General features: G+C 61.8%; 19 protein-coding genes. 11 read left to right on the top strand and 8 right to left on the bottom strand.

From position 1 onward, the window contains the following. Position 1: 1 nt before the first annotated feature. The 3 genes from LJE98_RS05470 to carB all read right to left on the bottom strand — a co-directional run bounded on the left by LJE98_RS05470 (position 2) and on the right by carB (position 4,602). Complete coding sequence (locus LJE98_RS05470; RefSeq protein WP_229574007.1) at positions 2-442, bottom strand: SRPBCC domain-containing protein; 441 nt, start codon at positions 440-442, stop codon at positions 2-4. After that, a complete protein-coding gene (locus tag LJE98_RS05465; RefSeq protein ID WP_229574006.1) occupies positions 439-792 on the bottom strand; it encodes an ArsR/SmtB family transcription factor in 354 nt (117 codons plus the stop codon). The genes LJE98_RS05470 and LJE98_RS05465 overlap by 4 nt, the downstream gene beginning before the upstream one ends. 315 nt (positions 793-1,107) lie before the next feature. Then, complete coding sequence (gene carB, locus LJE98_RS05460; RefSeq protein WP_229574005.1) at positions 1,108-4,602, bottom strand: carbamoyl-phosphate synthase large subunit; 3,495 nt, start codon at positions 4,600-4,602, stop codon at positions 1,108-1,110. A 296-nt stretch (positions 4,603-4,898) separates the two neighbouring features. Between carB and LJE98_RS05455 the strand changes: the two genes are divergently transcribed. Both LJE98_RS05455 and LJE98_RS05450 read left to right on the top strand, forming a co-directional pair. Next, on the top strand, positions 4,899-5,978 hold the full coding sequence (locus tag LJE98_RS05455; RefSeq protein WP_229573998.1) for a phosphatase PAP2 family protein: 1,080 nt from the start codon (positions 4,899-4,901) through the stop codon (positions 5,976-5,978). 103 nt (positions 5,979-6,081) lie between these two features. After that, positions 6,082-6,801, top strand: a complete 720-nt coding sequence (locus LJE98_RS05450; protein WP_229573994.1) for a DUF1868 domain-containing protein — start codon at positions 6,082-6,084, stop codon at positions 6,799-6,801. Between the two features lie 70 nt (positions 6,802-6,871). Here LJE98_RS05450 and LJE98_RS05445 read toward each other — a convergent pair whose 3' ends face one another. Beyond that, positions 6,872-9,229 carry a methyl-accepting chemotaxis protein gene (locus LJE98_RS05445; RefSeq protein ID WP_229573993.1) on the bottom strand — a complete coding sequence of 786 codons (2,358 nt, stop codon included), beginning with the start codon at positions 9,227-9,229 and terminating at the stop codon, positions 6,872-6,874. A gap of 199 nt (positions 9,230-9,428) precedes the next feature. On the opposite strand from LJE98_RS05445, the gene LJE98_RS05440 reads away from it, so the two are divergent. Further along, positions 9,429-10,913 carry an amidase gene (locus LJE98_RS05440; protein WP_229573992.1) on the top strand — a complete coding sequence of 495 codons (1,485 nt, stop codon included), beginning with the start codon at positions 9,429-9,431 and terminating at the stop codon, positions 10,911-10,913. Here LJE98_RS05440 and LJE98_RS05435 read toward each other — a convergent pair whose 3' ends face one another. Then, positions 10,914-11,939 carry a zinc-dependent alcohol dehydrogenase family protein gene (locus LJE98_RS05435; protein ID WP_229573991.1) on the bottom strand — a complete coding sequence of 342 codons (1,026 nt, stop codon included), beginning with the start codon at positions 11,937-11,939 and terminating at the stop codon, positions 10,914-10,916. It abuts the gene before it with no gap. Positions 11,940-12,115: 176 nt separating this feature from the next. On the opposite strand from LJE98_RS05435, the gene LJE98_RS05430 reads away from it, so the two are divergent. Both LJE98_RS05430 and LJE98_RS05425 read left to right on the top strand, forming a co-directional pair. Further along, positions 12,116-12,784 (top strand): glutathione S-transferase family protein, encoded by a 669-nt coding sequence (locus LJE98_RS05430; RefSeq protein ID WP_229573990.1) that lies wholly within the window; start codon positions 12,116-12,118, stop codon positions 12,782-12,784. Between the two features lie 121 nt (positions 12,785-12,905). After that, a complete protein-coding gene (locus LJE98_RS05425) occupies positions 12,906-13,832 on the top strand; it encodes a neutral zinc metallopeptidase (RefSeq protein ID WP_229573989.1) in 927 nt (308 codons plus the stop codon). A 13-nt stretch (positions 13,833-13,845) separates the two neighbouring features. Here the strand turns inward: LJE98_RS05425 and LJE98_RS05420 are convergent, their stop codons facing one another. Continuing rightward, positions 13,846-14,325: a DUF2938 domain-containing protein gene (locus LJE98_RS05420; RefSeq protein ID WP_229573988.1), complete on the bottom strand. Its 480-nt coding sequence runs from the start codon at positions 14,323-14,325 to the stop codon at positions 13,846-13,848. Positions 14,326-14,613: 288 nt separating this feature from the next. Between LJE98_RS05420 and LJE98_RS05415 the strand changes: the two genes are divergently transcribed. Then, on the top strand, positions 14,614-16,026 hold the full coding sequence (locus LJE98_RS05415; protein ID WP_229573986.1) for an MATE family efflux transporter: 1,413 nt from the start codon (positions 14,614-14,616) through the stop codon (positions 16,024-16,026). Between the two features lie 34 nt (positions 16,027-16,060). Here the strand turns inward: LJE98_RS05415 and carA are convergent, their stop codons facing one another. Continuing rightward, the gene (gene carA, locus LJE98_RS05410; protein ID WP_229573984.1) at positions 16,061-17,266 is read right to left on the bottom strand and encodes a glutamine-hydrolyzing carbamoyl-phosphate synthase small subunit; all 1,206 of its coding nucleotides are present in this window, start codon (positions 17,264-17,266) and stop codon (positions 16,061-16,063) included. Between the two features lie 316 nt (positions 17,267-17,582). On the opposite strand from carA, the gene LJE98_RS05405 reads away from it, so the two are divergent. The 5 genes from LJE98_RS05405 to LJE98_RS05385 all read left to right on the top strand — a co-directional run bounded on the left by LJE98_RS05405 (position 17,583) and on the right by LJE98_RS05385 (position 25,489). Then, entirely contained in the window at positions 17,583-18,035 is a 453-nt protein-coding gene (locus LJE98_RS05405; RefSeq protein ID WP_229573983.1) for a GatB/YqeY domain-containing protein, read from the top strand. A 277-nt stretch (positions 18,036-18,312) separates the two neighbouring features. Continuing rightward, complete coding sequence (gene dnaG / locus LJE98_RS05400; protein WP_229573981.1) at positions 18,313-20,310, top strand: DNA primase; 1,998 nt, start codon at positions 18,313-18,315, stop codon at positions 20,308-20,310. An 81-nt stretch (positions 20,311-20,391) separates the two neighbouring features. After that, complete coding sequence (locus tag LJE98_RS20220; RefSeq protein WP_229573980.1) at positions 20,392-21,699, top strand: adenylate/guanylate cyclase domain-containing protein; 1,308 nt, start codon at positions 20,392-20,394, stop codon at positions 21,697-21,699. 384 nt (positions 21,700-22,083) lie between these two features. Further along, the gene (gene rpoD / locus LJE98_RS05390; protein ID WP_229573978.1) at positions 22,084-24,144 is read left to right on the top strand and encodes an RNA polymerase sigma factor RpoD; all 2,061 of its coding nucleotides are present in this window, start codon (positions 22,084-22,086) and stop codon (positions 24,142-24,144) included. A 292-nt stretch (positions 24,145-24,436) separates the two neighbouring features. Next, positions 24,437-25,489, top strand: coding sequence for a DUF930 domain-containing protein (locus LJE98_RS05385; RefSeq protein ID WP_229573977.1), 1,053 nt, complete (start codon positions 24,437-24,439; stop codon positions 25,487-25,489). Positions 25,490-25,496: 7 nt separating this feature from the next. Here the strand turns inward: LJE98_RS05385 and LJE98_RS05380 are convergent, their stop codons facing one another. Next, positions 25,497-26,645, bottom strand: a complete 1,149-nt coding sequence (locus tag LJE98_RS05380; protein ID WP_229573975.1) for an amidohydrolase — start codon at positions 26,643-26,645, stop codon at positions 25,497-25,499. Positions 26,646-26,714: the final 69 nt, after the last annotated feature.

Below are 26,714 nucleotides of genomic sequence, written 5' to 3'. Positions count from 1 at the left end.
CTCACTGGTTTCCTTCTTGCAGGACCTGTTCGAGGCGTTCCAAATTCTGGTCGTTGGCGGCGTGAATGAATTTCTGGATCTCCCGGTTTTCCTCCGTCGGCTCGAACAGCATGCGCCACTTCAGACGTGTGCCCGGTTCCGCGCCCTCGAATGTCATCTCCAGCGTGAAGACGTGCATCGGTTCATGGTGAAGGGCGACCACGCGGCGTCCGGGTTCGATTTCTTGAAAGGTCCACCGGTTGGCGAAATCGGTGCCGTCAGATGATGTCATGGTCACGCGCCAATCGCCGCCGGCGCGAAAGTCGAATTCGTCGATGCGATTGGTAAAGCCGTGCGGTCCCCACCACAGCGCCAGCAGCTTTGGGTCAGCAATCGCGTTGAATACGGCTGACGGGTCTGCGGGGAGCAGACGCTCGTTCAAGATTTCCAGCTTGTCAGTCATTCTTCATCATCCTTCACGTCTTCGCGTTCCTTCTGGATTGCGGCCAGGTAATCCTCCAGGCGATCAAACCTGTGCTCCCAAAGCTTGCGATAATCGCCAAGCCAGCCATCGACAGTTTTCAGGGGCTCGGGTTCCAGTCGGCAGGGGCGCCACTGGGCACTGCGCCCGCGCGAAATGAGCTTCGCCCGTTCCAGCACCTTCAGGTGTTTGGAAACAGCCGGAAGGCTCATGTCGAAAGGTTCTGCCAGTTCGTTGACGGTTGCTTCGCCGGTGGCTAGCCGCGCGAGGATTGCGCGCCGCGTCGGGTCGGCCAAGGCGGACAATGTCAAGGACAAAGGGTCGTCGCTCATGTTTATCCATTCGGTTAATTAACCAAGTGGTTTATTTAACGCCTGCGACGTCAGTCGTCAAGCGGGCGCAGTGAGGTGCGGTGAGGATTTTGCGGTGGGGCCATGCAGAGGCCCGTCCGGGTGGGCGAGCCACGCCCTTCGTCTGAAGTTCCGAGAGCGCGCCGCACGATACGCCAGGGTGTGCTGGCTGATCGGATGGCGGCGCGTCGTTGTCGAGATCGAGAAACTGACGGTGGACCTGTCTCTTTCGCCGGTCAGGAGGGCTGTCTGCCCTCCATAGCCTCAGATACAGATCTCCACCGTCTCAGCCTTGCCTCAGAAATAGCTCTGAAGCGGGCGAACCTCGAGCTGGCCGCTCTTCAGTGCCCGAATGGCTTCGGCGGCAGCCAGGGCGCCGGCCATGGTCGTGTAGTAAGGCACCTTCTGCATCAGGGCGGCGCGACGCAGCGATTTCGAGTCCGAGATCGCCTTGTTGCCGTCTGTCGTGTTGATGACGAGCTGGACCTGACGGTTGCGGATCGCATCCTCGATATGAGGACGGCCTTCCAGAACCTTGTTGATCTTGACCGCCGGAATATCGTTTTCGGCGAGGAAGCGCTGGGTGCCGCCGGTTGCCATGACCTTGAAGCCGATCTGGGTCAGGATCAGGATGGCCGGCAGAACGCGGACCTTGTCTTCGTCACGGACCGAGACGAAGACCGTGCCGTCGCGCGGCAGTTCGACGGAAGCGCCGAGCTGGCTCTTGGCGAAGGCGAGCGCAAAATCGGTGTCGAGGCCCATGACTTCGCCGGTCGAGCGCATTTCCGGCCCGAGCAGCGTGTCGACGCCGGGGAAGCGGGCAAACGGGAAGACCGCTTCCTTGACCGCGATGTGGTTGAGGTTGCGCGGGTCGGGCTTGGCGCCGTAGGCGGCGATCGCGCCGTCGAGCGTTTCGCCGGTCATGATGCGGGCTGCGATCTTGGCGATCGGCGCGCCGATCGTCTTGGCGACGAAGGGCACCGTGCGCGAGGCGCGCGGGTTGACTTCGAGCACGTAGATCACGTCGTCCTTGATGGCGTATTGGACATTCATCAGGCCGCCGACGTTGAGCGCCCTTGCCATGGCGGCCGTCTGGCGTTCCAACTCGTCCAGCGTTGCCTTGGTGAGCGAACGGGAGGGCAGCGAGCAGGCACTGTCACCGGAGTGGATGCCGGCTTCCTCGATATGCTCCATGATGCCCGAGACGAAGACGTTTTCGCCGTCGCAAAGCGCATCGACATCGACTTCGATGGCATTGGTCAGGTAGCTGTCGAAGAGCAGCGGGTTCTTGCCGAGCAGGGTGTTGATCTGGCCGGTCTTGTCGTTCGGGTAACGCTGCTTGATGTCTTCGGGTACGAGGCCCGGGACCGTGTCGAGCAGATAGGACTGCAGCATGGATTCCGAATGGATGATCTGCATGGCGCGGCCGCCAAGCACGTAAGACGGGCGCACGACCAGCGGAAAGCCGATTTCGGAGGCGACGAGGCGAGCCTGCTCGACCGAATAGGCGATGCCGTTGTTCGGCTGGTTGAGGTCGAGCTTCATCAGGAGCTTCTGGAAGCGGTCGCGGTCCTCGGCGAGGTCGATCATGTCGGGTGCGGTGCCGAGGATCGGGATGCCGCTCTTTTCAAGCGCTTCGGCAAGCTTCAGCGGGGTCTGGCCGCCGAACTGAACGATGACGCCGACGACTTCGCCCTTTTCCTGCTCAGCGCGCAGAATCTCGATGACGTCTTCGGCCGTCAGCGGCTCGAAATAGAGGCGATCGGAGGTGTCGTAGTCGGTGGAGACGGTTTCCGGGTTGCAGTTGATCATGATTGCTTCAAAGCCGGCATCCTTAAGAGCGAAGGCGGCATGGCAGCAGCAATAGTCGAACTCGATGCCCTGACCGATGCGGTTCGGGCCGCCGCCGAGGATGACGACCTTCTTGCGGTCGGAGACCTGGGCTTCGGAGCGCAGCTGACCGACGAAGGGCGTCTCATAGGTCGAATACATGTAGGCGGTCGGCGAGGCGAATTCGGCAGCGCAGGTGTCGATGCGCTTGAAGACCGGGCGGACGTTGAGGCCATTGCGCAGTTCGGCCACTTCCTTCGGGCGCTTGCCGGAGAGCGAGGCGAGCCGGGCGTCGGAAAAGCCCATGGCCTTGAGGGTGCGCAGGTTTTCGGCATCCTCCGGCAAACCATGCTCGCGAACGCGGGCTTCCATGTCGGTGATCGCCTTGAACTGGGCGATGAACCACGGATCGATCTTGCAGCCTTCGTGCACTTCTTCCGGCGACATGCCGAGGCGCAGCGCCTGGGCGACCATGCGCAGGCGATCCGGGGTCGGGGTGCCGATGGCCGCACGGATGGCGTTCTTGTCATCGGCGCTGTCGCCGTTTGCACCCAGGCCGGGGATCTCGATTTCGTCGAGGCCGGTCAGACCGGTCTCAAGGCCGCGGAGCGCCTTTTGCAGGCTTTCTGCGAAGGTGCGGCCGATCGCCATGACCTCGCCAACCGACTTCATCGCGGTGGTAAGCGTGGTGCCAGCGCCGGGGAATTTTTCGAAGGCGAAGCGCGGGATCTTGGTGACGACGTAGTCGATCGAGGGCTCGAACGAGGCCGGCGTCGCACCGCCGGTGATGTCGTTTTCGAGTTCGTCCAGCGTATAGCCAACGGCGAGCTTGGCAGCGACCTTGGCGATCGGGAAGCCGGTGGCCTTCGAGGCGAGAGCGGACGAGCGCGAGACGCGCGGGTTCATTTCGATGACGACGAGGCGGCCATCGGCCGGGTTGACGGCGAACTGAACATTCGAACCGCCGGTCTCGACGCCGATCTCGCGCAGCACCGCGATCGAGGCGTTGCGCATGATCTGGTATTCCTTGTCGGTCAAGGTCAGCGCGGGGGCAACGGTGATCGAATCGCCGGTGTGGACGCCCATCGGGTCGATGTTTTCGATCGAGCAGATGATGATGCAGTTGTCCGCCTTGTCGCGGACCACTTCCATTTCATATTCCTTCCAGCCGAGGACGGATTCCTCGATGAGGACTTCTGTCGTCGGGGAGGCGTCGAGGCCGGAATTGATAATCTCGTAGAATTCGGAGCGGTTGTAGGCGATGCCGCCGCCGGTGCCGCCCATGGTGAAGGAGGGGCGGATGATGGCGGGCAGGCCGACGACGTCGAGGGCCTGGGCGGCAATGGCCATGGCATGGGCCATGTAACGCTGTTTGCGGTCGGTTTCGCCGAGGTTCCACTGGTTCTCGAGCTCGTCGAGCGCCGTGTCGAGCTCGGGGCCTGACAGTTTCGACTTCAGCTCGTTGCGGGCGACTTCATGGGTCTTGCGGTCGGCGTCCTTGATCTCGGTCGCATTGGCGAGCATCGACTTCGGCGTTTCGAGCCCGATGCGGGTCATGGCTTCACGGAACAGGGCGCGGTCTTCGGCCATGTCGATGGCGGCCGGCTTGGCGCCAATCATCTCGACATTGTAGCGATCGAGCACACCCATGCGCTTCAGCGACAGTGCCGTGTTGAGCGCGGTCTGGCCGCCCATGGTCGGGAGCAGCGCGTCCGGGCGTTCCTTGGCAATGATCTTGGCGACGACTTCCGGCGTGATCGGCTCGATGTAGGTCGCGTCGGCGAGGCCCGGATCCGTCATGATGGTGGCGGGGTTCGAGTTGACCAGGATGACCCGGTAGCCCTCTTCCTTCAGTGCCTTCACGGCCTGGGTGCCGGAATAGTCGAATTCGCATGCCTGGCCGATGACAATCGGCCCAGCGCCGATGATGAGGATGGACTTGATGTCTTGGCGCTTGGGCATGGGCTCTATCCGTTCTGTGACCTGCGCGAAAAACCGGCCTGGGTGAGGGAGGTCACCGGCCGGGCGCAGAGAGATGGTCTTTTCAGGCTAGAAGCGGCTTATAGGGAAATGTTCGATCGGAAGGAACCCCGAAATTGATGAATCCGACATGAAATCGCGTCATAGTTTTCTGGACTTCGAAGACGTCCAGGTCGATTGCCGAAGACGGATCTCACTTGTGAGGTTTCATGCTGCCTCCGACGTTGCTGATAAAGGAATCTTCAGCAAAAAGTGTCTTTCTCTATTCCATGAGATCAATGTTCAAACTGCCCTTGGTCAAAAACCGCCTTGCCGTGCTGTGGCGGGAAGTTTTTGGACACTTTCGAAACGACGCGCTCGTCTATGCCTGTGTGGCTGCCTACTCCATGATTTGCCTCGGAGTGCTCCACTTTGCAGGTCATTGGGAACAGTCATCGCATACGCTTTATTTTGTCCAGTGGCCTGTATTGTTTCTTTGGTTCATGCCGATGATGGCAATAACCTTCGATCTCGTGCACGGTATTTACCGCTTTCGCTCTCGGCGTATTCGGGCTTACAGATTGTTATTCGGCGCGAAGCGTTTGGCCAGGCTGTTCTCGGGGATAGTCCTGCTGATGGCTCTGATGATCTTTCAGGGAAGCTTCACCTCGCTTAAAAATATGCTGCCGATCATGGCCGGCGGTTTCTTGTATGACACGCTGCATGCCGACATTGACCGCAGCATCCATTTTGGCCATGACCCGTGGCAGCTACTCTCTCCGCTGGCGGGCCACCCTATTGCCCTTGCTATTGTCGAATGGAACTACAGTGTTTTGTGGTTCGTCCTTTGCTTCGCATCTTTGTTTCTCGTTGCAACCTCTCCTTGGGCTAATGCCGTCCGGACGCGTTACATGCTTATGTTCATGTTTGTGTGGGTGTTCTGCGGAAATGTGCTAGCCGGGCTCTTCCTGTCTGCAGGACCAGCCTTCTATGGGCAGGTTACTGGTGACACGTCTCGATTCGCAGATCAGTTGACTTTCTTGTCAGGCGGCCAAGCTCACGCCTTCCAGTTGTATCTCTGGGAGATCTACGAAAGTGGCGTCGCAGGCTTTGGTTCGGGCATATCGGCCTTTCCAAGCGTCCATGTGGCACTCATAACCATGAATGCTCTCTTTCTGGCAGACAGATTTCCCAAGCTGGCCTGGCCGGCTGCCGCTTACACGTTGCTTATCGTCGCGAGTTCGGTCTATTTGGGCTGGCACTATGCGATCGATGGTTATGTCTCGATACTGGTTGTAGTGTTCGCGCACGGTTTGCTGAAGAAATGGGAGGCGCGCAGCCAGCAACGAGCCGCCCGCGGCCTTTTTGCTGCCGGATAGATCTATGCGCGCTACAGCCGGTGGCAGAGCGGCGGCCATCGATCGTCGTACTTCGTTCGCGGCCGCCTGCTAGTCGATATGCTGGTTGTCACGAGAGTAGCCCATGTCACAATTCGACGTTCCCGACCGTCTGCGTTCGTTCTCTAGTAGCCTAGCGAGGCTCCCGATTGCTCACCTCGGTCAGCGTTACTACACATCAGGCACCTTCCTTCGCGAGTGTGGCAACACCGTGGTCTGCCATCTCGTCGAGACCTCTGAGAGTGCCTCGGCCATCCATGCCGTCCGCGCCCGTTTCCAGGCCATGCCCGGTGCCGACAAACTCGCGTTCACAGCGGTCTCCAGCCTGCATATGACCCTCTTCCAGGGGATCATCGAGACCCAGCGAGCCTTGCCGTACTGGCCGGCGGATGTTTCGCTCGAGGCACCGGTCGACGACATGACGGCCATCTTCATGGATCGGCTGGCACGATTTACGCCGGGCGAAGCCTTCGCCATCGAGGTCACGCATGCGACTCCGAACGGATTGACGCTGGACGGAGTGACGGCGCGGGACCGGCAAGTCCTCAAGGATTGGCGCCGCCGGCTCGCAGACTTGCTCGGCTATCGGCATCCGGACCATGATGCCTATGTCTTTCACATGACCTTCGCCTACATGGTCGAACGTTTCGACGATGAGACCATGGCCGCATGGGTGCCTTTTCTGAAAGATGTCGTCGAGGATATCCGTCAGCGTTCACCAATCATCCGACTGCGGGCGCCGGCTTTCTGCGCCTTTGACGACATGAACCATTTCGAGGAGCTAATCTCCTTCGAGCCTCGGTGAACTCTGCCGTAAAAACGAGAAATGGCGGGCCTGGCCCGCCATTTCACCGGTTGAGCCATTGAGGCCAAGATCAGAACTCTTCCCACTCCTGGCCGCTCGGCGCAGGCTTTGCACCCATGGCGGATGCGATCTTGCTGGCGAGGGCGCGGGCGGGAGAGGCGACGGGACGGGTTGCTGGCGAGGCAGGAGCCGGGCGGACGGGCATGGAGGGAGCCGCATGGGATCTTGCCGCCGGAGCCGGCATTGCCGCCTGTCGGGATGGAGAGCCGAGATTGAACTGGGCGAGGCGGGCGGACAGGGCCTGTACTTCGGTGACCAGCGTGTGCGAGGCCGCATTGGTTTCCTCGACCATGGCGGCGTTCTTCTGCGTGCCCTGATCCATGATGTTGACCGCCGAGTTGATCTCGGCCAGTCCGGTCGACTGCTCGCGGGCCGCTTCGACGATGGCATGGACGTTTGTGTTGATCTGCTGAACTTCGGCGACGATTGCGGTCAGGGCTTCACCGGTCTGGTCGACCAGAGAGACGCCGTGTTTGACCTGTTCGCCTGAGGCCGTGATCAGAGTCTTGATTTCCTTGGCGGCATTGGCGGAGCGCTGGGCGAGTTCGCGAACTTCCTGGGCGACGACGGCAAACCCCTTGCCGGCTTCGCCCGCACGGGCTGCCTCGACGCCGGCATTGAGCGCGAGCAGATTCGTCTGGAAGGCGATTTCGTCGATGACGCCGATGATGTTGGAGATCGACTGCGAGGACTGTTCGATCGCACTCATCGCGTCGACCGCGGAGCGCACCACGTCGCCGGAGCGTTCGGCGCTTTCCTTGGTGCGGCTGACCTGCTGGCCCGCCTCTTCGGCGCGCTGGGTCGATTCCTTTACCGAGCGGGTGATCTGGGAGAGGGCGGCCGAGGTTTCTTCGACGGAGGCGGCCTGTTGTTCGGTGCGGCGTGCGAGATCGTCGGCGGCCGAGCGGATCTCGTTCGAGCCGTTTTCGATCGTGGTGGCATTGTCGCGGAAGGAGTTCATGGCGGCGCACAGCTTCTCGATCGAGTCGTTGAAGTTGCCGCGGATCTCGTCGAGCGCCGGCGAGAAGGGCTTGTCCAGCCGGACCGTCATGTCGCCGTCGGACAGGCGGGCGAGGCCTGCGCGCAACTCGTCGACCACCAGGCGGATTTCCTCTTCACGAGCCTTGTGACCCCTGGAGCGTTCGACGCGCTCAACCTCTTCCTGCTCGAAGCGGGCTTCAGCGTCTTTTTCCAGCTCGACCTTCTTGCGGTTGCTTTCCAGGAGGACCTGGAGCGAACGGGAGAGATCACCGAGTTCGTCGCCGCGATCCCTGTCGGTCAGTTCGACGTCGAGGCGGCCGGCTGCAATCTCGGTTGTCTGGCCGATGACCCGGTTGATCCGACCGACGAAGCGGCGGGCGAGCAACCAGCCAACGACCATCAGCAGGATGGTGGCGCCGATGATGATGAGGGCGGATGTGGAGACCGTCTCTGTCAGGGCGCCGAGCACGGTTGCGCTCGGCACCGCAACGACCACGTTCCACACGGCGCCGGGAAAGGGCTCGATCGGGACCGCGACCGCCATGCGTTCGACGCCGTCCTTGTCGACGATGGTGCCGACGCTGCCGGGTGCTCTGAGGACCGTCTCCCAGGCAGTGGTGTCGACGCCGCTGTCGCTCAGCGGCTTGCCCATCACATCCTTGTCCGGATGGCTGACGAAGGCATTGGCCGAGGAGAGGAGGGCGATGTAGCCGTCGCCCAGCGGACGCTTGGCGGCCAGAGCCGTCGCCGTCTGGTCGAGATCGATGTCAGCGCCGATATAGCCGACCGCCTTGCCCTGATCGAAGATCGGGATGGAGATCGTTGTCATCAACACGTCCTTTCCGTCGACCGGATAGACATAGGGTTCCATGAGCACGGATTTTCCGGTCTTGACCGGCAGCTGGTAGTAGTCGCCAGCGCCCGGCTTGTCGTAATCGACGAGCACATCGGTCTTGATGGCGCCGGCAGAGCGGAAGATGTAGGGCACAAAGCGGCCCGTCGCGTCATGGACCGGCTTGCCGGCGAAGTCTGCATCCTTGCCGTCATAGGCATCGGGTTCCCAGCCGGTGGAAACGCCGATCGCGCCCGGATAGGCTTCGAGCGCGCTGGTCATCACGGCCATGGCAATGTTGCGGTCGGCGAGGTTGTTGGCGCGCAGGGCTTCCACCGATGTCCGCATGCCCTCGACCATCTGATATGATGCCTTCAGGCTCTCTGCGATGTCGCCCGAGGCATCGGATGCGGCGACGCGCATCTCGTTGATCCCGGCTTCGCGGATGTGGCCATAGGTCAGGCCGACCAGCGTCGCAGCCACCCCGATGGTGGTGACGACACCGAGTCCGACTGTCGAGAAAATATTCCGGCTGGTGGCGGATCTGAAGAGCATGGGCCGTTCCCTCATTAGCCTTGCAGTGTCACAGCGCTTCGTCCGCCCGACAGGCGACCACGCGCATTTGTCTCGAACTCTAAGGGTTCATGGTTAAGTAGTTCTTATATTCGATTGATCCGGTGCGTCCCTTGGGGCTTGCCTCCGGCGAGGGATGGCGAAAGAGTTGGGAGGCGAATCCAATCAAGGCGGGCGGTGCATGTTCGACGACTACGGCAAACACGACGGCATGGGATTGGCGGATCTGATCCGGCGGGGGCAGGTCTCCGCCGTCGAAGTGCTCGAGGCGGCCATCGCCCGCATAGAAGAGGTCAATCCGCAGCTCAATGCGGTGGTTCGGCCGCTGTTCGAGGAGGCAAGGCAACATGTCGGCGCCGGCACCGGTGGTGGACCGCTCGCAGGCGTGCCATTTCTGATCAAGGATCTCCTGGCGCAGGTGGATGGTGTGCCGACTGGAAACGGCAATCGGCTCTGGGCCACCCGGAAGGCGACCGGCGACAGTGAACTCGTCCGGCGGTGGCGCGCTGCGGGCCTCGTGATCGCGGGCAAAACCAATACGCCTGAATTCGGATTGACGCCCTATACCGAGCCCGGCGCGTGTGGCCCGAGCCGGAACCCGTGGGATATGACGCGCACGCCGGGTGGCTCGTCGGGTGGTTCGGCCGCCGCGGTCGCTTCCGGCATGGTGCCGATCGCCTCGGGTGGCGACGGTGGCGGATCGATCCGCATTCCGGCCTCGGCTTGCGGCATTTTCGGGATGAAGCCGACGCGCGGACGCACTCCGGCCGGTCCCTTCATCGGCGAGGCCTGGTCCGGCTTTGCCGTCGAACACGTGCTGACGCGGTCGGTACGGGACAGCGCCGCTGTGCTCGACGCCACGCATGGGCCTGATCGCGGCTCGCCGCATGCGTTGCCGCGGCATGAGGGCACGTTTCTCGATGCGGTGCATAGGGCGCCCCCGCGGCTGCGCATTGCGGTCTCGCACGCGCCTATGCTCGGCAAAGCCGTTGCGCCCGAGGTGATCGCTGCCTTCGACAAGGCGGTGGCGCTGCTCACCGTCCTCGGCCACGAGGTGGTCGATGCGGCGCCGCCCGTCGAGCGCGAGGCCTTCTCCATGGCGTTCCTGACCGCGCTTGCCGGGGAGCTCCGTGCGGACATCGAGTATACCGCCAAGACTTTCGGCGTGAAGATCCGGCCCGGTGACTATGACGCCTCGACCTTCGGCATGGGGCTGCTGGGCGAGGGGTTCACAGCGGCCGATCTGATCACGGCGCACCGCTATCTCAAGCTGTCCGCCCGTTCGATTCTCGGTTTCTTCGATGACATCGACGTGCTGATGACGCCGGTGCTGTCGTCATTGCCTGTCAAGATCGGTGCCTTGCAGCCGAGTGCCGTCGAGAAGAAACTGCTGACGGTTCTCGGTTACCTCGGCGGCGGCCGCCTGTTGAAGAAGCTCGGCATTGCCGAGCAACTGGCGGCGCAGACCTTCGAATTCATCCCCTGGACACCCGTCTTCAATGTCACCGGTCAACCGGCAATGTCGGTGCCGATCGGCTGGTCGCACGAGGGCTTGCCGATCGGCATGCAGTTCGTCGGGCGCTTCGCCGACGAGGATACGCTGTTTTCGCTCGCGGGCCAGTTGGAGAAGGCGCAGCCCTGGACGGACAAACGTCCGAAAATCTAGTCAGAGGCCGGGAACGACGAGCACCTTGACCTCGCCCGGCCGCGACGGATTGCCGACTGCCTCGGGTGCGTCGTCGAGCGAGACCTTGCGCGAGATAAGCGTGTCCACTTCGATCATGCCCGATGCGATCAAGTCTGCGGCGCGGCGATGTGTGAAGGGATTGAGGAAAGAGGTGACGAGTTTCACCTCCCGGAAGAGGAGATCGAAGGGCTCGATCGCGATCGTCTCGCCCTGGGGCATGACGCCGAGGATGACGGCTGTGCCGCCGGGACGCACGAGTTTCGTTGCCTGGATCACCGTTTCGCCGACGCCGGCGCATTCGAGGACGACATCGACCCCGCCCGGGACGAGCCCCGTTTCTCCTGCGATCTGTGCGATGACGTCGCCTGCCGCCGGATCGATGCTGGCCGTGGCGCCGAGGCCTTCGGCAAGGCTGCGGCGGCTCGCCTGACGGGTCACGAGGATGACTGTCGTTGCGCCCGCGAGCCGGGCCAGCTGGACCGTCAACAAGCCGATGACGCCCCCGCCGAGAACCACGACCGATCCTCCGGTCCTGATGTCCGCGAGATCGACCCCGTGCAGGCAGCAGGCGAGGGGTTCGCAGAAGGCGCCGTGCAGCGGGTCGAGATCGGCGGGCAGAAGAAAGGCTTGCTTCTGAGGAACGATGACATAATCGGCGAAGCCGCCATCGCGGTGGATGCCGATGGCCTTCAGGTTTCGGCAGAGATTGACGCGGCCGCCGACGCATTGGCTACAACGACCGCAGGCGATGTTCGGATCGCCGGTGATGCGGTCACCAATGGCAAAGCCCGCAACGCCTGCGCCGAGCTCTTCGACGATTCCACTGAATTCATGGCCGAGGGTCACGGGCGGCGTGCAGGGAAACTCGCCCTTGAAAAGATGGCGATCGGTGCCGCAGACGCCGCAGGCCTCGACCTTGACCAGAAGCTCATCCGGCCCGGGCATCGGCTTTTCGACCTCGCGGGTGAAGAGCCGGCCGGTGGCCTCCAGTCGCATCGCCTTCATGTGTCACTCCTCCCAAAGTGCAATTTCGAGCGAGACTTGCACGCGATGCCCGGCCTGCCAAGGGCTTGCATCGTGCGATCGGGCGGCGTGCCGAGAGAAAGTTGGAGCTTCGCCTCGACGGATGTACCTGCGGCCTCTAGATAGCTCGATCAACGACAATCCAAGGATCCTTCCTGATGATCACCGTGCATTATCTCGACAATTCCCGCGCGCATCGCATCCTCTGGATGCTGGAAGAACTGGGGCTCGACTATCACGTCAAGGTGTATCATCGCACGAAGGACTATCTCGCGCCGAAGGAGTTGAAGGCCGTGCATCCGCTGGGCAAGTCACCTGTCATCGAGGACGATGGACGGGTGGTCGCCGAGAGCGGCGCGATCATGGACTATCTGATCGAGACCTATGGTGGAGAAGGACTGCGACCTGCCGCCGGCACGGACGAGCGGCTGCGCTATCGCTACTGGATGCATTATGCCGAGGGTTCGGCCATGCCGCTTCTGGTGATGAAGCTGATCTTTGCCCGCATTCCAGGTCAGGTGCCCTTCTTCGTCCGGCCAGTCGCGCGCATGATCAGCCAGGGTGTCTCGCGCAAACTGCTCGATCCACAACTCTCCGACCATCTGGATCTCTGGATCGCGGAGGTCGGCAAGGACGGCTGGTTCGCCGGCAAGGACTTCTCCGCTGCCGATATCGCGATGAGCTTTCCGGTGGAAGCCGGCACGACACGGATCGCCGGCGCCAAGGATACGAGCGTCCTGCGCGGCTGGATGGAACGGATCCGCGCCCGGCCGGCCTATCAGCGGGCGCTGGCGCGAGGTGGGGAATACGGCTACGCGAAGGGTTGAGTGACAGCCATTCGCCCCGGTTGCGTGCCTCGCTGCCCAAGAAAATCGCGCGCTCACTGGTGCGAGGGAACAGTTCGGCTATGTTCTCATTGATAGCTGCGTAAGTGGAGAGGGAAGCACCATGGAATGGAGAGGCCGTCGGCAGTCGGACAATATCGAGGACCGGCGCGGGCAATCTTCCGGCAGAGGATTGGGTCGCAATCCCTTTGGCCGGTCCGGGATCCAGCTCCCCATGGGCGGCCGCCGTGGCGGAGGCCTGAGCTTCGGCACGATCATTTTCCTTGTCGTGATCTATTTCGTGCTCAAGGCGATGGGCATCGACATGCTTCAGGTGTTGGGCGACGGCAATGTCGGCGGTTCCGGCTCCGGATACGAGCAGTCGGTCGGACAACGGCCGGCGGGGCAATCCAGCGATGAGACGACCGCCTTTGTCCGGACTGTGCTGGCCGAGACGGAAACCACCTGGAATGCGATCTTTTCCGCCTCCGGCGAGCAATACCGGGAGCCGACGCTGGTGCTTTTCGGTGGCTCGACATCCTCGCCCTGCGGCCAGGCTTCGTCGGCCACCGGCCCGTTCTATTGTCCGGCGGACAGCAAGGTCTATCTCGACACCGAATTCTTCGACCAGCTCGAACAGAAGTTCGATGCCGCCGGCGACTTTGCCCAAGCCTATGTCATTGCGCATGAGGTCGGGCATCACGTGCAGAACCTGACGGGCGTGCTGCCGGAGTTCAACCGCCAGCGCCGGTCCATGGGACAGCGGGAGGCGAACCAGATGTCGGTGCGCGTCGAATTGCAGGCCGATTGTTATGCCGGGATCTGGGCGAAATCGGCTGACAAGGAAGGGATCCTCTCCGACGGTGACCTTGAGGAAGCGCTGAATGCCGCGCAGCAGATCGGTGACGATACGCTGCAGAAGCGCAGCCAGGGCTATGTGGTCCCCGACGCCTTCAATCACGGCACCTCCGCCCAGCGGATGAAATGGTTCAAGCGCGGCTACGACAGCGGCAATGTGAGCACATGCGACACCTTCTCCGGCGCGATCTGACGCGTCGGTTTCCTTACCGGATCAGGAGCGCCGTCAGCCAGAGGCCCAGACCAAAGACCGTATGAGCGGCGAGGTTGAGGGCACGGACCTTTGTGGGGTTCGGTGTCTTTGCGGCTGCCCAGCCGAGCCCAAGGCCCGGCTGCAGAAGGAACCAACCGGCGGCGACCGTGACGATCGCCCAGATCCAGGCGGGCAGGAAGGTGGGCTCGGCGACCCATGCGGCCCCGGCAAGCAGTGCCAGCATGATGCCGTAGGCGATGCCGACGGCGTAGTGTGAGAACCAGCCGAGGGCCAGTTCGTGGCTGTAAGGCTCCGCATCCGCGATCGCGTCATGGAAGATCCGTCCGGATTTCAAATGATAGAACCAGCGTCCGACCAGCGCCCAGTTGGGCCTGGGCTGCCTGAAAACTGTTGTCAGAATGACTGCCCAGATATCCATGGCAAGTGTTGCTCCGACGCCGATGATCGCGCCACGCCAAATCAGTTCCAACATGTCTCGATCATTTCTTGCTGCTTTCAGGGGAGGAGACCATAAGCGCGATCCGTGAAAGTGGAAAAGGTCGGTTTGCTCCATTTTCGACCTCAATTTGCATTTTATGACCGGTGTCAAAGCGCAAACCGCCGAATATCGGCGGATTTTCATCAAAATCTCTGATGTATCGCGCAAAAATTCTGCAGGTTGATGATTTCGTCTTGATGGACTGGGGATTGGCGCCTATCCCGTTACGACATGCCGCTCGCCAGGATCCTGGAAGCGGCTTTTTTCGTTGAGATCCAAGCCATGCACACAGATTTCGCTTCGCTCGAAACCCACGGCCATGCACCTATTGGGGCCGGCAGCTGGACGTCGCATATTCGCGCAACGCTTGCGCTGGGGATTCCGCTGATCGGAGCGCAGCTGGCGCAGCTCGGAATTCACACGACGGACGTCGTGATCGTGGGGCAACTGGGCGCCGTGCCGCTTGCTGCCATGGTGCTGGCGGGCCAGTTCTTCTTCACGATCTTCATCTTCGGCTCGGGCTTTTCCATGGCTGTCATGCCGATGGTGGCGCAGGCCTATGGTCGGGGTGATGTCGTCTCCGTCCGTCGCTCCATCCGCATGGGCATGTGGGTGTCGATCCTCTACGTGCTCCTGACGATGCCGCTGTTCTTCAATGCCGAGACGATCCTGCTCGCGCTTGGGCAGAAGCCCGAAGTTGCGGCACTTGCGGCGGGCTATGTATTCATCATCCAGCTCGGCCTGCTGCCCGCCCTGCTTTTTGCCGTCTTGCGTGCGCTGGTCAGCGCAACGGGACGGGCACGGATCGTGCTCTGGGTGACGCTGGGCATCCTGGTTCTCAACGCCATTCTCGCCTATGCGCTGGTGCTTGGCCATTTCGGGCTGCCGGCGCTCGGCATGACCGGTGCGGCCATTGTCGCCGTCATCGTGCAATGGGTGAGCTTCGTGGCGATGGTCATCTATATCCAGACCCGTGATGAGACGCGGCGCTACGAGCTCTTCATCCGCTTCTGGAGGCCCGATTGGCAGGCCTTTCGCGAAGTGCTGCATCTCGGTCTGCCGATCAGCGTCACGGTTCTGGCGGAGGTCAGCCTATTCAGCGCGGCCTCGCTCTTGATGGGCCGGATCGGCACGATCGAACTTGCGGCCCATGGCATTGCGCTGCAGCTCGCGTCGATTGCCTTCATGCTGCCGCTTGGATTGGCGCAAGCGGCAACCGTGCGGGTCGGTCTTGCGCATGGGCGGGGCAATTATCCGGAACTGGTGCGGGCATCGATCACGGTGCTCGGCATTGCCGGTCTGATGTCCCTGTCGGGCGCAATCCTGTTCCTGCTGGTGCCGCAACAGCTGTCTGCCGCCTTTATCAACGGAAACGCGCCGGCCGCGCCGGCCGTTCTCGCCTTTGCCGGGCCACTGGTCATGGTGGCGGGGTTTTTCCAGCTGGTCGACGGGTTGCAGGCGATCGCAGCGGGTCTGTTGCGCGGTCTCAAAGATGCGCGGGTGCCGATGATCCTCGCTCTCATCGCCTATTGGCCGATCGGGTTTTTCCTCGCCTGGCTCATGGCCTTTCCGCTCGGGATTGGCGGCATCGGCATCTGGTATGGTTTCTGCCTGGGGCTGGCGAGCGCTGCCGTCATGTTGAGCCTTCGCTTCTACCTGAAGGTCCGGCATGACATGCAAACGGCCCGGGGATAAACCGGGCCGTCATCTTCAATCCGTCTGAAATCGCTCAGCGTTCGGCGAGTGCCTGCTCGCCCTTGTTCTCGCGAACCATGTTGATGAAGCGGCGGAAAAGGTAGTGGCTGTCCTGCGGGCCGGGCGATGCTTCCGGGTGATGCTGGACGGAGAAGACCGGCTTGCCCTTGAGACGCAGGCCGCAATTGGTCCCGTCGAAAAGAGAAATGTGAGTCTGTTCAACGCCTTCGGGCAGTGATTTCGAGTCGACTGCAAAGCCGTGGTTCATCGAAACGATCTCTACCTTGCCCGTCGTGAAGTCCTTAACCGGGTGGTTGGCGCCATGATGCCCCTGGTGCATCTTTTCGGTCTTGCCGCCGAGTGCGAGACCCAGCATCTGGTGGCCGAGGCAGATGCCGAAGAGCGGCTTGTCGCTCTTGACCAGGTTCTGGATGACCGGAACGGCATATGCGCCGGTTGCGGCCGGGTCGCCGGGGCCATTCGACAGGAAGACGCCATCCGGGTTCAGCGCGAGAATGTCTTCGGCCGAAGTGGTGGCGGGGACGACGGTGACCTTGCAGTCGAGACCCGCGAAAAGGCGCAGGATGTTGCGCTTCACGCCGAAATCGACGCAGACGATGTGGTATTTGGCATCGGCGGAACCGAGCGTCATGTGGCCCTCGGTCCAGGACCAGTCCTTTTCATTCCAGACCGAAGACTGGCCTGATGTGGCGACCTTGGCGAGGTCGAGGCCTTCGAGGCCGCTCCAGGCCTTGGCTTCGGCCTTCAGGGCTTCGATGTCGAAGACACCATTCGGATCGTGGGCGATGACGGCGTTCGGAGCACCGTTCTCGCGGATCCAGGCGGTCAGCGCGCGTGTATCGACGCCGGAGAGGCCGATAATGCCGCGGCTCTTCAGCCAGGCGTCGAGATGGCTCGCGGCACGGTAGTTTGAAGGCTCGGTGATATCGGCTTTGAAGATGGTGCCGACCGCGCCGTGGCGTGCTGCCGGCGTCAGGTCTTCGATGTCTTCGTCATTGGTGCCGACATTGCCGATGTGCGGGAAGGTGAAGGTGACGATCTGACCGAGATAGGAGGGATCCGTCAGAATTTCTTCGTAACCTGTCAGGGCCGTGTTGAAGCAGACCTCGGCCTGGACCTTGCCGGTTGCGCCGACGCCGTGGCCTTCGATGACGGTGCCGTCGGCGAGAACGAGGAGGGCGGTCGGCTTGCGGGTCGTCCAGGGAGCTGTCGCGGTCATGGTCGTTCCTTTTTGCCCGCGTGCCGGCCCCTTGTCGGAGCGGTATCGCAGGACCATTTATGTTGCAGATCGAAGGCGCGCGAGGTCGCGCGTTTTCAGCCCTGATGTCAATTTGCGTGCAGGTGCCGAGCAATAGACGCATCGCGTCGCGAGGTCAATTCCGGAGTCGCTTACGCTCCGGATTTCTCCCAAGCCATTTCAATGGTTTGTTCAATTCGTTTGCACTGCAGCAGATGTCTGGCTATGAGAACCACTCAAACAAACACGGAAAAGCCACAATCGCCACCGGGCAACGGGCTTTTCACCGGAGAAGAAAATGCTACGCGACACGCTCGCCAACTCGCTGAAAGAGGCCTTGAAGGCCAAGGATGTCCGCAGGACGTCGACCGTGCGTCTGATCCAGACCGCGATCAAGGACCGGGACATTGCGCATCGCGGCACCGGCAAGGATCCGGTGAGCGACGATGAAATCATGCAGATCCTGATGAAGATGATGAAGCAGCGCGACGAGTCCGCCCGCATTTATGCGGAGAACAATCGTCCGGAGCTTGCTGCGCAGGAGCGCGAGGAAATCGAGATCATCAAGTCCTTCATGCCGGAGCAGTTGCCGGAAGAGAAGGTGCGGGAGCTTTGCGCCGCCGTGATCAACGAGACTGGGGCACAAGGTCTGCGCGACATGGGCAAGTGCATCAGCACGCTCAAGGAGCGCTATTCGGGCCAGATGGATTTTGGGAAGGCCTCGGGCGTGGTCAAGGACCTGCTCAAGTAAGGCTCACGTTTTCGAGTTTGCGACGCCGCCTTCGGGCGGCGTCTTGCGTTTCAGGGCTTCGCACGCTTCGTTCGTCGACGAGATGGCACAGGACCGCGCTGTTATTCACCGGAATGTCGTTCAGGCTCCGCGTCATGGGGATCTCTGAGCGAGCGCTGAGGCGCATTCACAGTCGTCTTTGAAGATGACCGCTGTGAATAACGGGTATGCCGCGTGAAAGCCTTGGCGCTGCGCGTCCGGCGCGCCTATATGGAGGATCAGCTTCCCAGGGATACAGATGCGCTTTTCCAACGACTTTCTCGACGAGATCCGTGACCGCGTGCCGATTTCGGCCGTCGTGGGTCGTCGCGTGACCTGGGATCGCAAGAAAACCAATGTGTCTCGACAGGATTATTGGGCTTGTTGCCCCTTCCATGGCGAAAAGAGCCCAAGCTTTCACTGCGAGGATCGCAAGGGGCGCTATCATTGCTTCGGCTGTGGGGTATCCGGCGACCATTTCCGCTTCCTGACGGATCTCGAGGGCTTGAGCTTCATCGAGGCTGTACAGCAGGTGGCCGACATGGCCGGCATTTCAATGCCGCAGCCGGACCCGCAGGCGGAGCGCCGTGAGCGTGAGCGCACCACCTTGCAGGACGTCATGGAGATGGCGACCCAGTTCTTCCAGGATCAGTTGCAGACGGCAAACGGCGCCAGGGCGCGGGCTTACCTGCGTGAGCGCGGGCTCTCCGGTCGCACGATCGAGACATTTCGGCTTGGTTATGCACCGGAAAGCCGCAATGCGCTGAAGGAATATCTGGCGTCCAAAGGCGTGGCGCGGGAGCAGATCGAGGCTTGCGGGCTCGTCGTGCATGGGCCCGATATTCCCGTCTCCTATGACCGCTTTCGCGATCGCATCATGTTTCCGATCCTCTCGTCGCGCGACAAGGTCATTGCCTTTGGCGGTCGCGCCATGGCGCCGGATGCGATGGCGAAATATCTCAATTCCAACGAGACGGAACTCTTCCACAAAGGCAATGTGCTCTACAATTTTTCTCGCGCCCGCAGAGCGATGCAGGGGGCGGACGGGGCCGACACGCTGATCGCGGTCGAAGGCTACATGGATGTGATCGCGCTCTATCAGGCGGGGATCGAGAATGCGGTCGCTCCACTTGGGACGGCGCTGACCGAAAATCAGTTGCAACTGATGTGGAAGACGACGCCGGTGCCAGTGCTTTGCTTCGACGGCGATGGTGCCGGGCAGAGAGCAGCCTTCCGCGCCGTGGATCTTGCCCTGCCGCACATCAAGCCGGGTCAGTCGCTCCGTTTTGCCATGCTGCCTGACGGTAAGGACCCTGACGACCTGGTGAAGCGGGACGGGCGCCAGCCCTTCGACCGCGTGCTGTCCGAAGCCCGGCCACTCGCCGAGATGGTCTGGACGCGCGAGACGCAAGGTGGTGGGTTTGATACGCCGGAAAAGCGGGCCGAGCTCGAGGCGAAGCTCAAGCAGATCGTCAATGTGATCGGCGATGAGAATGTCCGACGTCATTACCAGCAGGATGTCCGCGACAGGCTCTATAGCTTCTTCCAGGCAAGCCAGCCGGGACGTGGCGAGCGTGGCAATTTCCAGAATGGCGGGCGCGGACAGGGGCAGCAGGGCGGTCGCGCAGGTGGACGCCCTCCGGGACCTGTTGCTTCCAGTCGCGGGGCGATTTCGGATCGGCTCGCGCGCTCGGGGCTCGTGCGCGGCGCTCTCGACCAGCCGACCCTTCGGGAGAGCGTGCTTGCGCTCACCATCGTCAATCATCCCCGATTGCTCGAGGACGAATATGACGAGATCGCCTCCATCGACTATGAAAATGTCGGGCTCCAGAAGATGTGGTCGTCGCTTTTGACCGCGGTTGCCGAAGCCGGTTCGTCGCTGACTCGCGAGGAACTGATCCAGAAACTGGAAGCTCACGGTCACGGCACGCTGTTGCGTGCGCTCGATCAGCAGATCCGCAACGCCCGCCTCTGGATCGCGACCGAGATCGCGGCTTCAGAGGATGCGCGCGAGGGCTACGGGCAGGCGCTCTCGCTCTACAAGCGGGCGCGTGCACTGAAGCGCCAGCGCATGGAACTGGAGCGCGAGGTCGCAGAGGCGACGGAGACAGATGATGCCGGCCGCATCGAGCAGGTGATCAGTGCGCTGCACGAGGTTCAGCTCGAGGTGACGCGGATGGAAAACCAGGAGGCGATCATCGATGGCTTCGGTGTGATGTCCGGTCGCGTCAAGGGTGCCGCCACCGGGCGCAGCTGATGTAATCGTTTGCATAAATATGTTGCGCCTCGGCGACAAATGCGGGATGCAGGTCCCGGACCATTCGCACCGGATGCAAGAGTGTCGCAGCCCGAACTCGACTTCATAGCCCAAAATGGGCTCAAACCACGCTCGTTCTGGCGTTTGCCGAATGCAGTCTGGTGGGTGGCGAGGATTGGGACGGCGGGATATTCGCCACGCATTCGCCGCAGGCTTGCAGTGACCAATGTCATCGCGGCGATGGTCAGCCTGATGACCATTCCCTACATCGTGCTCTATGCGCTCTACGACTTCTACGGACTGTTGCCGGCGATCATCGCCTTCTCCCCGCAATTGCTCTTCTATGGGCTGACGCCCTATTTTCATCGGTACGGTCCGATCGCGGGCGCCCTTTACCTCTGCATGATGTGGCTGATCTTCGGGGTCGGCTATTGCATGTTTTTCGGTCGTGACTCAGGGCTGCATTTCTATTTTCTGCCGGGGGCTGCTGCCTCCCTGCTGGTGTTCGGTTCGGAGCGCCTGCTGGTGTCGGCCTGTGTGACCATCGTCGGGCTGATCGCCTTTCTCGCAACCGAAGTTCTGTTCGTTGCGCCGCTGGATTTCATCCATGTGGAGCCGTTCTTTCTCGACATACTTTATTATCTGACGGTCCCCTTTGCCTTCCTGTTGATTTTCACGATCTCCTTCTTCGCGTTCAAGGAGGCGGCCCAGGCAGAGACCGCGCTCGAATCGGAACATCAGTTTTCGGAGCGTCTGCTGCAAAACATCCTGCCGCAGGCCGTGGCCATGCGGCTGCGCGACCACCGGACCCAGGTTGTGGCAGACCAGATCCCCTCTGCTACCATCCTGTTTGCCGATATCGTCGACTTCACTTCGCGGGCCGCGCGATGGGAACCGCAACAGGTCATTGCGTTTCTGGGGCGGGTTTTCGGGCAATTCGATGCGATTGCGAGTGCCCATGGACTGGAGAAGATCAAGACCATTGGCGATGCTTACATGGTTGCCGGCGGCCTGCCGGAGCCGAAGTCCGACCACGAAGCGGCGGTGGCGCTGATGGCGCTCGATCTGCTCGCGTGCTGCCGGCGGATATCAGAGCAGGTGGGGGAGCCGGTCGAGGTGCGAATCGGTCTCGATACGGGGCCGGTCGTTGCCGGTGTCATCGGTACGAGCAAGCTCCTCTATGACGTCTGGGGCGATACGGTCAACACGGCAGCCCACATGGAATCGCACGGCGTGGCGGGGCGGATCCAGGTTGCCGACTGCCTCAAATCGAGACTGGAGGATCGGTTCGATTTTGAATTGCGTGGTGAGATCGACGTCAAGGGCAAGGGGCCGATGCGGGTCTGGTTCCTCATTGGCGTGAAGGCAGGTGGCCCCGTGTCCATGTGACCTGCCGTGGATCGGGCCTGCCCCTTGTTTCTCAGGCGTAACGTCCTACATTTGCGAAGATCGGTGATAAAGACGCCGTCGGACGGCTTGTTTTGTTGATTTTCCTGATCTGGCCTGCGGAAAGGCTTGACGTCAGGAAAAATTGTGGGAATCACCAATCCAAGCACACTAGGGTGAGGTGGGTTCGGACAGATCTCTGGTATGATGACCGGTCATGCAGGCAATCAAGAGCTCGGCGCTGCGACCGCAATGCCCTTAGTTAATCAGGAATTAAGCAACACTCCGTTAGGTCACAGACAGCTATCCGCCAGGGCGAGTGCACCGCTCCCCCATCCGTCCGGCGACCAGCAGCATGATCAGACGTCAGGGAAAGCGACGAGATAAATGGCATCGAAAGTCAAAGAAAACGAAGAAGCCGAAGGCGAACGCGACGGCGCGACGGACGGCCCGCTTCTCGATCTTTCCGATGACGCGGTCAAAAAGATGATCAAAGCCGCCAAGAAACGCGGCTATGTCACGATGGATGAGCTGAATTCGGTTCTGCCGTCCGAGGAGGTCACCTCGGAGCAGATCGAAGACACCATGGCCATGCTTTCGGACATGGGTATCAACGTCATCGAGGACGAGGACGTCGACGAGGCCCAGCCCAGCGAAGACGACAATGAAGAAGACGGCGAAAGTGAAGGCGGCGAGCTTGCTCCGTCCGCTGGCACGGCCGTGGCGACAGCCAAGAAGAAAGAACCGACGGATCGCACCGACGACCCGGTGCGCATGTATCTGCGCGAAATGGGTTCGGTCGAGCTCCTGTCGCGCGAGGGCGAAATCGCCATCGCCAAGCGCATCGAGGCCGGCCGCGAGACGATGATCTCCGGCCTTTGCGAGAGCCCGCTGACGTTCCAGGCACTGATCATCTGGCGCGACGAGCTGAACGAAGGCACGACGCTGCTGCGCGAGATCATCGATCTCGAAACCACCTATTCCGGCCCGGAAGCCAAGGCTGCCCCGCAGTTCCAGTCTCCTGAAAAGATCGAGGCCGACCGCAAGGCGGCCGAAGAGAAGGAAAAGGAGCGCGCCAAGCGGCGCCCGCAGACCTCCGGTGACGACGACGACATCACCGCCATGGGCGGCGAGGGCATGCCGCCGGAAGAAGAGGAAGAGGACGAGGACGAATCGAACCTGTCGCTGGCCGCGATGGAATCGGAACTTCGCCCCCAGGTCATGGAGACCCTTGACCTCATTGCCGACACCTACAAGAAGCTGCGCAAGCTGCAGGACCAGCAGGTGGAGGCACGTCTCGCCTGTGCCGGCACGCTGTCGTCTGGCCAGGAGCGTCGCTACAAGGAGCTGAAGGATCAGCTGATCACGGCGGTCAAGTCGCTGTCGCTCAACCAGAATCGCATCGATAGCCTTGTCGAACAGCTTTACGATATCTCCAAGCGCCTGATGCAGAACGAGGGCCGCCTGCTGCGTCTCGCCGAAAGCTACGGCGTCAAGCGCGACTCGTTCCTGGAGCAGTACCAGGGCGCCGAACTCGACCCGAACTGGATGAAGTCGATCGCTAATCTTTCTGCCCGTGGCTGGAAGGATTTCGCGCGCGAAGAGAACCAGACGATCCGCGATATCCGTGGGGAGATCCAGAATCTCGCCACCGAAACGGGCATCTCGATCGCCGAATTCCGTCGCATCGTGTCCATGGTGCAGAAGGGCGAACGTGAAGCACGTATCGCCAAGAAGGAAATGGTCGAGGCAAACCTGCGTCTCGTCATCTCGATCGCCAAGAAGTACACGAACCGCGGCCTGCAGTTCCTCGACCTCATTCAGGAAGGCAATATCGGCCTGATGAAGGCGGTCGACAAGTTCGAATATCGCCGCGGTTACAAGTTCTCGACCTATGCGACCTGGTGGATTCGTCAGGCGATCACCCGTTCGATTGCCGACCAGGCCCGCACGATCCGTATTCCGGTGCATATGATCGAGACGATCAACAAGATCGTCCGTACCTCGCGCCAGATGCTGCACGAGATCGGCCGCGAGCCGACGCCGGAAGAACTGGCCGAAAAGCTTGCCATGCCGCTCGAAAAGGTTCGCAAGGTGCTGAAGATCGCCAAGGAGCCGATCTCGCTCGAAACCCCCGTGGGTGACGAAGAGGACAGCCACCTCGGCGACTTCATCGAGGACAAGAACGCGCTTCTGCCGATCGACGCCGCCATTCAGGCTAACCTGCGTGAAACGACGACCCGCGTTCTGGCCTCGCTCACGCCGCGTGAAGAACGCGTGCTTCGCATGCGCTTCGGCATCGGCATGAACACCGACCATACACTCGAAGAAGTCGGCCAGCAGTTCTCGGTCACCCGCGAACGTATCCGTCAGATCGAGGCGAAGGCGCTGCGCAAGCTGAAGCATCCGAGCCGTTCGAGGAAGCTGCGCTCGTTCCTCGACAGCTAAATCGAAACCAAGCATTCGATTATGGAAGCCCGCTGGAGCGATCCGGCGGGTTTTTTCATGTCATGAGATCCGTACGGGATGAGCATTGGCACTGCGGGCAGGGCTATCATTTCGTCGAGTGTGACGAGCGGCCTGATCGGGCCCGATCGACGCTTCAGCGCATGAGCTGGAGAGTTCGGGAACGGTCCATGCTCCAAGCACGCGTTCACTTGGATGCGCCTCGCTGCCCGAAATGTCGACCCTCGTCATTTTCGCCTCCCTTTTCGCCGCAATCGTGGCTATGGATCACAACATGACGGATCAGAGGAAGACTGGCTGGCGGCGCCTCGGCGGAGGGTTCGCCGTTTCACTGCTGCTGCACGGGCTTGCAGTGGCCGTCTTCCTCATGAGCTTCGACCACCCGGTCGATCTGAATGAGCAGGAGCAGGCGATCGAAGTGACGCTGGTCGTGCCGCCCGGGGAGCCCGAGCCGGAACCTGCCTTGGAGGAGGAGCCGACGAAGGCGCCCGAGACGGAGGCATCCGAACCGCCGGCCGCGCCTGAACCAGATCCGCAGACAGAACCTGTCTTAGAGCCGCAGCCTGAAGCCGAACCGCCGGCACCTGAGCCGTCGCCCGAACCCGTCGAGCAGCCGCCTGTGCCCGAGCCGGAATTGCCGGATTCGGCATCTGCGCCGATCCCGGTGCTGCGGCCGGTGGTGCGATTTGGCGAGCGTGACAGCGGGCCAGAACTTTCGCGCGGGACCGAGGCCGAAACTGCAGCGGATGAGGCAGAAGCTGTGCCGGAGGCGGAAGAGGTGGCAGATGCTGCTCCGACGATCGCGCAGCCGGAAATCACGCTGCCCGAGGCGCCTGCGATCGACGGCGCACTTCCAGATACGGCCGCGGAGACGCTGGAGGGGGCAGGCGAGGCAGAAACGTCCGCCGACGAGCGGCCGGCCGACCTCCCGTCGGAGGCCGCGCTGACAGAGGCGCAGCTCAAGCCGCGCGAGGTGACCGAGCTGTTTTCCTCCGCCATATCAGGCGATCAGGCGGCAATGACGGCCATGACCGGGCTTACGCGGCAGGAGCGTGGAGACCAGCTCTGCGGCACGGAGCTCAGCCAGCAGCTTCGGCACGGCACGCCGTCCTATGTTCCCTATCTACTGCCGATCCTGAGGCTGAAGGAAGGCAATGTCGTGGATGTGCCACTGGCCGCCTTCCGCGACGTCAATGGCGCCTGGATCAACATAGGCGTTCGCTGTGAGGTGGATGACGACGCGACCGAAGTGGTGCGTTTCTCACTGTCCATCGGAAAGACCGTGCCGCGTGTCGAATGGGCCGGGCGCGGCTTTCCGGAGAGCTGATCCCCGATCAGCCGAGTGTCTGTTGGATTACTGACATGAAGACCCTGGCGCCGATGCCCGTCAGCTCGTCCGGATAGTCGTAATCGGGATTGTGAAGGGCCGGATGTTTCTCGCCGGCTCCGAGAAAGAACATGGCCGAGGGGCAGACACTGCGCAGACGGCCGAAATCTTCCGAGGCACGCATCGGCAGGTCGCCTTCATCGAACGGCACATTCTCGGCCGCAAGTGCCGCTTCGAGATGAGCGACGGCATCCGGTGCGTTTTCGCAGTGGAGGAAGATGTCGTGATAGCTGATCGCAAGCTGCAGGCCCGCGTCACGGGCCGTTGCGGCCGCGAGATCTTCAGCCGTCGCGCAAAGATCCGCCATTCCGTCATCGACGAGCGTGCGGAGCGTTACCCAGATTTCGGCATCTCCGGGGGCAATGCCGAAGGCCTGTTCGCCCAGCGAGGCATGCGTGACGGTCGCGAGGGTGAAATCGATTGCGGGCGGGGCGCCGCGGGAGAGGGCGGTGAGGGCCGGCATCAGCTGCGAGACGGCGGCCATTGGCGAGAGGCCGGTCTCCGGCTGGGAAGCATGAGCCGTCTTGCCTGACAGTCGGATTTTCATGCCGCGGGAGGCGCAGTTCACCGGGCCGCTCTTCAGCGCGACCGTGCCGAAGGCGAGGCCTGGCATGTTGTGCAGCGCATAGGCGACATCGGGACGGATCTCTGCAAAGCGGGGATCGGCGAGCACGGCGGCAGCACCGGTGCCATCTTCCTCTGCCGGCTGCCAAAGAAGCACGACTCGTCCGCGCGCGACGGGCGCGCGCGAAAGGCCGGTCGCCAATGCGAGGAGGATGGTGGAGTGGCCATCATGTCCGCAAAGATGCCCTTTGCCTCTGACCGTCGAGCGATGGTCCGCAGCCGAGACTTCCTCTATCGGCAGAGCATCGAGTTCGGCGCGGATGAGCAGGGTGGGGCCGGGCACGCCCGCGTCGAAAACGGCCGCAACACCGTGGCCGCCGAGACCGGTCAGGATTCTCGCCGTTGCCAGGGGGCGGATCGCCTCGACAATCCGCTGCGCCGTCTCTCGTTCCTCGCCAGAGACTTCGGGGTGCCGGTGCAGGTCATGTCTGAAGGCCTGAAGCTCCAAGATATCGCGATTGCTCAGGAACATGGGTTTCTCCTCGTCTCGTTCGATCCTGTCTTACATCGATGCGACGACCCGCCCAAGGGTTCAAGAGTG

Origin of the sequence: Rhizobium sp. 'Codium 1' (assembly GCF_020889605.1) — a bacterium.
GTDB classification, from domain to species: Bacteria; Pseudomonadota; Alphaproteobacteria; order Rhizobiales; family Rhizobiaceae; genus Allorhizobium; species Allorhizobium algae.
This window is presented reverse-complemented; position numbering and strand designations above follow the sequence as displayed.